Consider the following 11,526-nt stretch of genomic DNA (forward strand, 5'->3'; position numbering starts at 1 on the left):
ACTCCGTTATGAAGGAGCTTGCAGCTTAAAAGGGCTGAGTGAAGTGATGTTGTGCTGAATGTGAAGCGGGTGTGAAGTGGCTAGCCGTGATGCCTGAGCTCAATTTGGCCAAAGCAGGCTGGCAATGACGCCGCCGTTTTCTGCATTGCGAATAGCGAGAGTGCCTCGGTGCAAAGCCATGATCTGAAGTGCGAAGTTAAGGCCCAGCCCTGTGCTTTTTTGCCCGGCATTGGGTGTGTTTGCAGGCCTGGGTAATGAGTAAAATTTATCACTGACTTTATTGAGAGCATAATCAGGGATGCCACTCCCTTCATCCTCAATTTGTAAACAGATACCTTCAGCAGCAGGCGCTAACCGAATCTGTATTGTGCTGTGGTCAGGGCTAAAATCAAGCGCATTTTCCAGCAGGTTGCTGATGGCCTGTCCGCATAAAAAGGCATCTCCCTGAATCAATAATGCAGGGGCTAGGCTGGTGACGAGTGCTATGCCGCGTTGATCAGCGCGGTCCTGTACCAGTTGGACTTGCTGCCTGACTAACGTTGCTAGTTCAATGTTGACTGGAAGCTCCAGCATTTGCTGTTGTTCAAGCGCAGCCAGGCCCAGTATGTTTTTTACCATCTGTTGCAGGCGGTGGCTTTGTGTTTTGATGCTGTTGAGGAAGTGGGTGCGGTCCTGCACCGGCATGTCTGGCTGTATCAGTTCAACGGCGGCCTGTATCGCTGTGATCGGGCTTTTCAGTTCATGTGTTAACTGCTGGATGGCTTGCTGGATATGCTGGTGCCCATCGAGTTCATCGCGCATGGTCTTCATCGCTTGTGCCAGCTCCGCCAGTTCATCATTGCTGGAATCAGGTGCGACCGCTTTTTTGCCTTGCGCCACCGCAATGGCATAGTCTCGCAAGCGGTGAATGGCGCGGGTAAAGCGCCAGGTAAATGCAATGCCCAAGCCTAGAGATAAGACAAATAATAGTGCGCCCCAACCCATGATTTTTTGTTGTGCGCGCCGGATGAAAGGCTGCATGGTGCTGTTAGGTTTTGCCACCGTTAACACACCTATGGTCTGGCCCATGTCCACGATAGGTGCAGCGACATACATGATAGTATCGCCGTCTGGTTCAGAGGCATTTATGGGTGTGGAACGGGCACCGTACTGGCCTTTTAGAGTGAGGTAGACATCGTTCCAGTGGGAGTAATCCTGGCCTATGGCCAGTGCCTTGGAGTCAAACACGACGATGCCCTGACTATCAGTAATATAAACACGATAATCGGCTGTGGATTTTGGAATGCCCCAGATATTGGCGACGCCTGCTTTTGCCTGGTAGTTGCGCAAGCTTTCTGCAAACTGGCCATTCAGGATATGGCCTTCTTTCAGATCACGCTTTGCCAGTTCCGCCAGCACGTTGGCGGTATCCACCAAGGCGTCTTCCATGGCTTGCCGTACACCGGGCTTTACCTCGTCCACGAATACCACCAGGACAAACCATGCCGCCAGGCCGACCAGCAAAAAATAACCGAGAAAGATCTTCAGGCTGATCTTCATGAGCGCATCATGGCAGCAGGCTGTAGCCCATGCCCCTGTGGGTGACTATCATTTCCTGACTATGCAATGCCTGCTTGAGCGAGAGTTCACGTAATTTATTGCGCAGGGTCTTGATGTGGGTATCGACTGTGCGCTCCATGGTTTCTTCGGCAGATTGCCAGATAGTATCCATGAGCGCAGTGCGCGAGAAGACACGGTGAGGCTGCTGTATCAGTGTCTTAAGCAGCAGGTATTCATAACGTGTCAGTTGCAGCAGATGCTGGTGGTAGTAGATACGGCTAGCCAGCTCGTCTAATTGCAACCCAGCGACCGCAGGTGTATTTTCAGGGTGCAGCCTGCGCTGTATGGCTTTTATCCTGGCGATGACTTCACGCGGGCTGAATGGTTTAGGCACGTAGTCATCTGCCCCTATCTCCAGTCCCATTATCCTGTCTACTTCATGATCGCGCGCAGTCAGAAAAATAACCGGCGTTGCGCAAAAGCGGCGTAGCTGCCTGCATACCTCGAATCCGGTCATGTCAGGCAAGCCTATATCCAGCAGTATCGTGTCAAATGGCTGCTGTTTCAGGCAGTCCAGCGCCAGCTGGCCCAAGGTGACATGTGTTGCCAGCATTTGCTCGGACTGGCAGGCATAGATGAGTGTGTCAGCGATTGAGGGTTCATCCTCAACGATCAGGATATGTAATGGCATGCTGTTATTCTAGAGCAGAATGCCTGGCCAGAACCAGTGGTTCAATGCCATAGCCCTGTCTGGCTGATCAGGGCTATGCTGTTTTCAGCATCCAGGTGCTGCTTACTCCCATTCCAGCTGCGGGTAGATCAGATTGACATTGCGGCGGTTGGCGATCTCGAACAGCAGCCATTTCTTGCGTTCGGATTCGGCCGCGGTATCCATGGTCTGCTCCATGCTGATGCCTTTTTTGATATTGCTGCGCACGTCGGCCAGCAACAGGTTCAGGTAGCGCAGCTCATCGCCGATAATGGTTTTCTGGTCTGCGCTCTCCTGGCCATGGCCAGGCACGATCAGGGCATATCGGCTCTGGCTGATCTTTTCCAGCACCGCGATCAGGCCTTTGATATCGCCCTCAACCACAGGCGTGCGTTGCGCAAACACCAGGTCGCCGGTAAACAGGGTATTGGTTTTGCTATCCAGCACGGTCAGGTCGGTATGTGTATGCGCCACGGTTTGCGCTTGCAGCTGCAATACGCGGTCGCCCAGGTCCAGCGACAACTGCTGATGTACCGCAGTATCAGGCGGGATAGTGGGGCTGGCTTTGCCGGCATCGCCCAGCAGGCTGGCATTGAGTTTCTCGTACTGCTCTTTGCGTAGCAACATGGTGTTGGCCAGTTTTTCATGGCCGACAAAATGCACGGGCTCACCCTGAAAAGCGGCATTGCCGTAAGTATGGTCAGGGTGTACATGGGTGTTGATCACATAGCGTATCGGTAACTTGCTGATGCGGCGTATGGCTTGCAGTAATTGCTCGCCGGTATGTTTGCTGCCGCCGCTGTCTATCACGGCAATGGCGTCGCGGCCTATCACCACGCCCAGGTTGCAGATATCGCCCTGGTAACCCTCATCGATATCCTGGTGCTGGCCATGATGCACATACACGCCTTCGGCAACTTTTTTCAACTCAAAGCTGTCTGCCCACACAGGAGTACAAAACGTTACAAAGCCGAATGTAACAGCGACACACAGTCGCGTGATTTTTGATAACATGCTGACTCACCCATGAATGTTTCATACATCATAATCAATATATTCATGAGGACAAAGTGACCGTTGTCACCGGGGATTTCAAGGAGAAGACATGAGTTCTACGCAACGATATACCAAAGTTGCCGTTATTTTGCACTGGCTGATCGCATTGGCCATTGCCGGGATGTTTGCACTGGGTTGGTATATGGGGGGCTTGCCTAAAGACGGCCCAAAACAAACCGAGTTCGATTTATTTGATTGGGGGCTTTACACCTGGCATATGGATGAAGCAGGCAGTGCACGTACCCTGTATTTCAATCTGCACAAATCACTGGGTTTTACCTTGCTCTGGCTGGTGGTATTCCGCGTGTTCTGGCGCGTTAGTCATACCCCGCCTGCCATGCTGAGCAACTCCACCTTTGAACGTAAACTGGCGACTGCCGCACATCATTTTCTGTATGTTTTAATGGTAGCAATGCCACTGACAGGCGTATTAATGACGCTGTATAGCAAATATGGCTTGAAGTGGTTCGGGCTGGAAGTATTTGGCGGCCTGGACAATGCCGATTTGCGCGATATTTTCAAAGACTCGCATGAGTTGTTTGCAACTATCTTGCTGGTTGTGATTGCCCTGCATGTCGTCGGAGCACTCAAACATTACTTTATTGATAAGGATAAGACCTTGTCGCGCATGACGCTCAAGTAAGGCAGGCGCAATAAAAAAATCCCGCTGATGCTATCGCGGGATTTTTTTATACACCTGATGATTACTGGTGGTATTGCGGGCTCAGCTTGCGTACCGTCTCCAGCATGCAGGCGGCATGTTCTGGCGGCGTCCACTGCGTGATACCGTGGCCCAGGTTGAATACATGGCCGTTGCCGTGGCCGTAACTCGCCAGAATACTGGCGACTTCTTTTTCAATCGCGGCGGGCGAGCTCAGCAGGATCGCAGGGTCCATATTGCCCTGCAATGCGACTTTATCACCGACACGTTTGCGCGCGTTGCCTACATCCATGCTCCAGTCCAGGCCCAGTGCATCTGCGCCTATCGCGGCCTGGGCTTCCAGCCATAAGCCACCACCTTTGGTAAACACGATACAGGGCACCTGGCGGCCTTCGGCGGTTTTGGTCAGGCCGGCGACTATCTTTTGCATATAGTTGAGCGAAAACTCGTGATAAGCATTGTGCGACAGCGCGCCGCCCCAGGAATCAAAGATCATCACTGCCTGCGCACCGGCAGCGATCTGTGCATTCAGGTACTGGATCACCGTCTGTGCGGTAATTTCCAGAATCCGATGTAGTAATTCCGGTCTGGCATAGCCCATTTTCTTGGTATTGAGGAAATCGGTGCCGCCCTTGCCTTCCACCATATAGGTCGCCAGTGTCCACGGGCTGCCTGAAAAACCGATCAGCGGCACACGGCCATTCAATGCCTTGCGGATGCTGCTCACTGCATCAAACACATATTGCAGTTTGGACATATCCGGAATTTCCAGCTTGAGGATATCGGCTTCATCCTGCAGGGTGCGCTCAAACTTCGGGCCTTCACCTTCTTCAAAATACAATCCCAACCCCATCGCATCCGGCACGGTCAGGATGTCACTGAACAGAATGGCAGCATCCAGTTGTGGATAGCGATCCAGCGGCTGCAAGGTCACTTCGGTGGCAAACGAGGGGCTCTGGCACAGCTGCATAAAGCTGCCGGCGGTTTTACGGCTTTCACGATACTCGGGTAAATAACGCCCGGCCTGACGCATCATCCAAACCGGCGTGTAGTCGGTAGGTTGGCGCAGCAGTGCGCGTAGAAAGGTATCGTTTTGCAGTTGGGTCATGGGTGGCATGGGTCTTGATAGGCAGCAAAACATAGTCGCTTGGCTGCTTGCTGGGACCAGTTAAAATCAAAATAGCATTATAAAGTGCGCCGCCTGCTTTCACCTGAAAGAATGGTGTTTTTTTGCGTCAGCGCAAACGAAAACGCCGATGGTGTGATGCATCGGCGTTTAATTGTTGCTACGGCGATTAGCGTGGCAGGGTTGAGCTTCCGCTCAGGAAAACATCTACCTCGCGTGCGCACTGACGGCCTTCGCGTATCGCCCATACCACCAGTGATTGTCCACGGCGGATATCGCCGGCCGCAAATACCTTGGCTTTGCTGGTCTTGTAGCAGCCTTCACCATCGGTAGTCGCTTTGGCATTGCCGCGGTTATCTTTTTCTACGCCAAACGCATCCAGTACTTTCTGGATAGGCGAAACAAAGCCCATGGCCAAAAATACCAGGTCGGCTTTGATGGTGAACTCAGTGCCAGGCACTTCAGTCATCTTGCCGTCTTTCCACTCTACACGTGCACCTTTGAGTGCGGTCAGCTTGCCATTTTCGCCTATCAGCTCTTTGGTGGTGATAGACCAGTCGCGGGCAGCGCCTTCTTCATGCGAGCTGGAAGTACGCATTTTTAGCGGCCAGTTCGGCCATACCATGGCCTTGTTCTCTTTTTCTGGCGGTTGCGGCATCAACTCGAATTGGGTGATGCTGGCAGCGCCGTGACGGTTGGAGGTGCCTACGCAGTCAGAGCCGGTATCGCCGCCGCCGATCACGACCACATGTTTGCCGGTCGCTTTGATCTGGTCAGGCACCTGGTCACCCGCTACCATTTTGTTGTTCGGTGTCAGGAAATCCATGGCGAAATGCACGCCATCCAGCTCGCGGCCGGTGACTGGCAGATCGCGTGGCAACTCGGCACCACCGGCCAGGATCACTGCGTCATAGTCACGCTCGAGATCGGCCGCGCTGACATTTTCGCCCACGTACTGGTTGACCTTGAAAGTCACGCCTTCGGCTTCCATCTGTGTCACGCGGCGGTCTATGCCGGATTTATCCAGTTTGAAGTCGGGGATGCCGTAACGCAGCAAGCCACCGATACGGTCGTTCTTCTCGTACACGGTCACGCTGTGACCGGCACGCGCCAATTGTTGCGCAGCCGCCAGGCCAGCCGGGCCGGAGCCAACCACAGCCACGGTTTTGCCGGTTTTGTTGGGGTTGATCTGCGGGGTGACCCAGCCGTTTTCCCAGGCTTTGTCGATAATGGCGTGTTCTATGGATTTGATGCCGACCGGGTCGTTATTGATATTGAGCGTACAGGCGGCTTCACAAGGGGCCGGGCAGATACGGCCGGTAAAGTCAGGGAAGTTGTTGGTGGAATGCAGCACATCGATCGCATTGCGCCAGTCCTGCTGGTACACCAGGTCATTCCAGTCAGGAATAATGTTGTTAACAGGGCAGCCGGTAGTACAGAACGGAATGCCACAGTCCATGCAACGGGCACCCTGCTGCTTGGCCTGGTCGTCTGTCAGATGCAGAACAAACTCTTTGTAGTTTTTGACGCGATCCTTGACCGGCAGATTTTCTTCTGCCAGACGATCAAACTCCATAAAACCTGTGACTTTACCCATGTTAAATTATCTCTTCCCTATCACGCCGTTCAGGCGCAACCTTAACTAGGCCCCGCGCGTGCGCGGGGTATTCAATGAACAAAAACGATTAAGCGGCTTGTTTGGCAGAGGCTGCAGCCATTTCGGTCAGTACGCGTTTATATTCGTTAGGGAACACCTTGACGAATTTTGCGCGTGCAGCAGGCCAGTCAGCCAGGATATCTTTGGCGCGTGGGCTGCCGGTCAGCGCTGCATGCTGCTCGATCAAGCCTTTCAGCAGCACTTCGTCAGGCTGGCCCATGTGCTGTACTTTACCGACGTCGGCTTCGGCCGCTTCGACTTTTTCCAGTGACACCATGCTCATGTTGCAGCGTTTGGCGAACTGGCCATCGATATCATAAATGTAGGCGATGCCGCCACTCATGCCGGCTGCAAAGTTCTGGCCGGTTTGACCCAGTACCAGCACGGTGCCGCCAGTCATGTATTCACAACCATGGTTGCCCACGCCTTCAACGATGGCTGTCGCGCCGGAGTTACGTACGCAGAAACGCTCACCCGCCACGCCACTGAGGAAACTCTCGCCGGTGGTCGCGCCGTACATGACGGTATTACCGACGATGATGTTCTCATAAGACAGGCCACGGAAAGTGGTTGGCGGTTTGATGATGATGCGGCCACCACACAAGCCTTTACCCACATAGTCGTTGCCTTCGCCGGTCAGCTCAAAGGTGATACCTTTGGCCAGGAAAGCAGCAAAGCTTTGACCTGAAGTGCCGGTGAAATTCACGTGTATGGTGCCGTGAGGCAGGCCATCATTGCCGTAACGGCGTGCCACTTCATGCGACAGCATGGTGCCCGCTGTACGGTTGGTGTTCATGATAGGCAGGTTCAGGGTGACTTTTTCACCTTTTTCCAGCGCTGCTTGCGACAACGCTATCAGCTGGTTATCCAGGGCTTTGGCAATGCCGTGATCCTGAATGTCGTTGTTTTTGCGCGAGACGCTGGCTGGCATGTCTGGCAGATGGAATATCTTGCTGAAATCCAGGCCATTGATCTTCCAGTGCTCTATGCCGGCTTTCATATCCAGCAAGTCAGCACGGCCTATCAGGTCGTCCACCTTGGCGATACCTATGCTGGCCATCAGCTCGCGTAACTCTTCTGCCACAAAGAAGAAGTAGTTCACTACGTGTTCAGGCTGGCCGGTAAATTTCTTGCGCAGTTCCGGGTCTTGTGTCGCCACGCCTACCGGGCAGGTGTTCAAATGACACTTGCGCATCATGATACAGCCTTCAACCACCAGTGGTGCGGTGGCAAAACCAAACTCATCCGCACCCAGCAAGGCGCCGATCAGCACGTCACGGCCGGTTTTCATCTGGCCGTCGACTTGTAATACGATACGGCCACGCAACTGGTTGAGGACCAGGGTTTGCTGTGTTTCAGCCAGACCGAGCTCCCACGGTGTACCTGCGTGTTTGACAGAAGACAGCGGCGAAGCGCCGGTGCCGCCGTCATGGCCGGCAACAACGATATGGTCAGATTTGGCTTTTGCCACGCCAGCGGCCACGGTACCAATACCAGTTTCTGAAACCAGTTTCACGGAGATAGACGCTTTTGGATTGGCGTTTTTCAGGTCATGGATCAGTTGTGCCAGATCTTCGATCGAATAAATATCATGGTGCGGTGGTGGCGAGATCAAGCCTACGCCAGGCACAGAAAAACGCAGTTTCGCGATGTATGGCGAAACTTTATGCCCTGGCAGCTGGCCGCCTTCACCTGGCTTGGCACCCTGCGCCATTTTGATCTGGATCTGGTCAGCGCTGCTCAGGTATTCAGCGGTCACACCAAAGCGGCCGGAGGCCACCTGTTTAATGCGTGAACGCAGGGAATCACCCGCTTTGAGCGGTACATCGGCTTCTATCAGTTCGCTGCCCAGCACGTTGGCGATGCTGGAATCCACTTTAACCGGGATAAAGCGTTTAACGTCTTCACCACCTTCGCCAGTGTTGGACTTGCCGCCAATGCGGTTCATGGCAACTGCCAGCGTGGCATGGGCTTCGGTAGAGATAGAACCCAGCGACATGGCGCCGGATGCAAAGCGTTTGACGATCTCTTTGGCCGGCTCGACCTGATCCAGCGGGATCGCGGCTGCGGCTGGCTTGATTTCGAACAGGCCGCGCAAAGTCATGTGTCTACGGCTCTGGTCGTTGATCAGGGCGGCATATTCTTTATAGGTATCGTACTGGCCGGTACGGGTGGCGCTTTGCAATTTGCTGATCGATTGCGGTGTCCACAAATGTTCTTCACCGCGTACACGGAAAGCGTATTCACCGCCTGCTTCCAGCGCGTTCAGCAAGGTAGGGTCGTTGCCGAATGCCTGCTCATGCATGCGCATGGTTTCTTCAGCCACCTGCTCCAGGCCTATGCCTTCGATCTGGCTGACAGTGCCGGTGAAATAGTCATTCACGAACTGGCTGTTGAGGCCGATCGCTTCAAAGATCTGCGCGCCACAGTATGACTGGTAAGTAGAAATGCCCATTTTGGACATGACTTTATACAAGCCTTTGCCAACCGCTTTCACAAAGTTTTTGCCAGCTTTTTCAACATCGCTGGTCAAGGTCTTCATGGTTTCGTATACCAGCCATGGGCAGACCGCTTCGGCGCCGTAACCTGCCAGCAAGGCAAAGTGGTGCACTTCACGCGCTGAGCCGGTATCTATCACCAGACCAGTGCTGGTACGCAAACCGGCTTTGACCAGGAACTCATGCGTCGCCGAACAGGCCAGCAGGGCAGGGATCGCCACGCGTGCGGCAGAAACACTGCGGTCAGACAATATCAGTACGTTATAACCGTCATGCACGGCTTTTTCCGCCTGGTCATGCAACAGGTCCAGCGCCTGTTTCATGCCGGCTTTGCCCAACGTCGCATCATAAGTCAGGTCCAGTACTATGGACTTGAACTGGCCCTGGGTCAGGCTGGCGATGTTTTTGAGTTTTTCCAGGCCATCCAGGCTGATCACCGGCTGGCTGCTTTCCAGACGCAGCGGCGGGTCGGTCTCATCTATACCGAGCAGGTTAGGCTTGGGGCCGATAAAGGTGACCAGCGACATCACCAGTTCTTCACGGATAGGGTCTATAGGCGGGTTGGTGACCTGGGCAAACAGTTGCTTGAAGTAGTTGTACAGGGTCTTGGCCTTGTTGGACAACACCGGCAGCGCCGCGTCGTTACCCATGGAGCCTGCGCCCTCTTCACCGTTATCCAGCATAGGTTGCAACACGAATTTCAGGTCTTCCTGCGAGTAGCCGAACGCTTGCTGGGTATCCAGCAGGTCAGCTTGCAAGGTGACTTCACCCGTGCCTGCCGCAGGCAGTTCAGACAGGTGGAAACGCGTCTGTTCTATCCACTGGCGGTAAGGCTTGGCCTGTGCCAGTTCTTTTTTCACTTCTTCGTCATCGATGATGCGGCCTTGCTCCATGTCTATCAGCAACATTTTGCCTGGCTGCAAGCGCCATTTCTTGACGATTTTTTCTTGCGGGAAGGTGATCACGCCCATTTCAGACGCCATCATGACGATGTCATCTTTGGTCACCAGGTAGCGTGCAGGACGCAAACCGTTACGGTCCAGCGTGGCACCTATCATCTTGCCGTCAGTGAATGCCACTGCTGCCGGGCCATCCCATGGCTCCATGATGGCGGCGTGATATTCGTAGAAGGCGCGACGGTCTTCGTCCATCAGCGGATTGTTGTTCCAGGCTTCCGGGATCAGCATCATCATGGCGTGTGGCAGGCTGTAACCGCCAGCGACCAGCAATTCCAGACAGTTGTCGAAACAGGCTGAGTCAGACTGGCCTTCAACGATCAGCGGCCACAGTTTTTCCAGGTCTTCACCGAGCACGGTAGACTTGATGGTCTCGTGCCTGGCTGTCATCCAGTTGACGTTGCCTTGTACGGTATTGATCTCACCGTTGTGCGCAATCATGCGGAATGGATGCGCCAGATCCCAGGCAGGGAAGGTGTTGGTAGAAAAACGCTGGTGTACCAGTGCCAGGGCAGACACCACGCGTGCGTCTTTCAGGTCTTTGTAATAAATACCGACTTCATTCGCCAGCAGCATGCCTTTGTAGACTATGGTGCGCGAGGAGAATGAAGGCATGTAAAACTGTGCGTTATCCTGCAAGTTAAGGATGCGGATAGCATGCTCTATGCGTTTGCGGATGACAAAACATTTGCGCTCAAAAGTATTGCTGTCAGCGGTGGTGCTGGCGATAAACACCTGGCGCATCACCGGCTCAACCGCACGGGCAGCATCGGCGATATTGCTGTTGTCTACCGGCACATCGCGCCAGCCCAGCAGGGTCTGGTTCTCTTCAGCGATGATCTGCGCAAAAATGGCTTCGCACCTGGCGCGGTTTTCTGCCTGTTGTGGCAGAAACGCCTGACCAACAGCGTATTGGCCAGCGGCCGGCAAGGTCATACCCAGGGCTGCGGCTTCTTCACGCATAAAGGTGTCTGGCATTTGCATCAGCAAGCCAGCACCGTCACCCAGTTTCGGGTCGTAACCGGTAGCACCGCGGTGGGTCAGGTTGTCGAGCAGTTGCAGGCCTTTGGCAACAATGTCGTGGCTCTTCTGGCCTTTAATATGGGCAACAAAGCCCACGCCACAGCTATCTTTTTCGTGGCGTCTGTCGTATAAACCCTGCGATTGCGGGGCTAAACCGAGCTGGTTGTCCAGAGCGGTTGCGGTATCTTGAGAAACACTCATCACGTTGTTGTCGGACTGCATATCCATTGCCAGATTCTTCACTTACAAAACATTTGGAGGAACCTTCAATGATACCGTTAAAGTTTAGCAATTTCAATCG

Annotated in this window: 7 protein-coding genes; 1 reads left to right on the plus strand and 6 read right to left on the minus strand. The window is 53.9% G+C overall.

What is annotated here, in order from left to right:
- Positions 1–99: 99 nt before the first annotated feature.
- The 3 genes from creC to ACT6RZ_RS00215 form a co-directional block, all read right to left on the minus strand.
- Positions 100–1,539 (minus strand): two-component system sensor histidine kinase CreC, encoded by a 1,440-nt coding sequence (creC, locus tag ACT6RZ_RS00205; protein ID WP_444700181.1) that lies wholly within the window; start codon positions 1,537–1,539, stop codon positions 100–102.
- Between the two features lie 7 nt (positions 1,540–1,546).
- Positions 1,547–2,230, minus strand: a complete 684-nt coding sequence (creB, locus tag ACT6RZ_RS00210; protein WP_444700182.1) for a two-component system response regulator CreB — start codon at positions 2,228–2,230, stop codon at positions 1,547–1,549.
- 102 nt (positions 2,231–2,332) lie between these two features.
- Complete coding sequence (locus ACT6RZ_RS00215; RefSeq protein ID WP_444700183.1) at positions 2,333–3,262, minus strand: quinoprotein relay system zinc metallohydrolase 2; 930 nt, start codon at positions 3,260–3,262, stop codon at positions 2,333–2,335.
- Positions 3,263–3,353: 91 nt separating this feature from the next.
- Between ACT6RZ_RS00215 and ACT6RZ_RS00220 the strand changes: the two genes are divergently transcribed.
- The gene (locus ACT6RZ_RS00220; protein WP_444700184.1) at positions 3,354–3,947 is read left to right on the plus strand and encodes a cytochrome b; all 594 of its coding nucleotides are present in this window, start codon (positions 3,354–3,356) and stop codon (positions 3,945–3,947) included.
- A gap of 61 nt (positions 3,948–4,008) precedes the next feature.
- Here the strand turns inward: ACT6RZ_RS00220 and hemE are convergent, their stop codons facing one another.
- The 3 genes from hemE to ACT6RZ_RS00235 all read right to left on the minus strand — a co-directional run bounded on the left by hemE (position 4,009) and on the right by ACT6RZ_RS00235 (position 11,447).
- Positions 4,009–5,073: a uroporphyrinogen decarboxylase gene (hemE, locus tag ACT6RZ_RS00225; protein WP_444700185.1), complete on the minus strand. Its 1,065-nt coding sequence runs from the start codon at positions 5,071–5,073 to the stop codon at positions 4,009–4,011.
- Between the two features lie 187 nt (positions 5,074–5,260).
- The gene (locus ACT6RZ_RS00230) at positions 5,261–6,688 is read right to left on the minus strand and encodes a glutamate synthase subunit beta (protein WP_444700186.1); all 1,428 of its coding nucleotides are present in this window, start codon (positions 6,686–6,688) and stop codon (positions 5,261–5,263) included.
- Between the two features lie 88 nt (positions 6,689–6,776).
- Positions 6,777–11,447 (minus strand): glutamate synthase-related protein, encoded by a 4,671-nt coding sequence (locus ACT6RZ_RS00235; RefSeq protein WP_444700479.1) that lies wholly within the window; start codon positions 11,445–11,447, stop codon positions 6,777–6,779.
- Positions 11,448–11,526 lie beyond the last annotated feature (79 nt).

The sequence above is a fragment of the Methylophilus sp. genome (genome assembly GCF_052437885.1).
Classification (GTDB): Bacteria; Pseudomonadota; Gammaproteobacteria; order Burkholderiales; family Methylophilaceae; genus Methylophilus.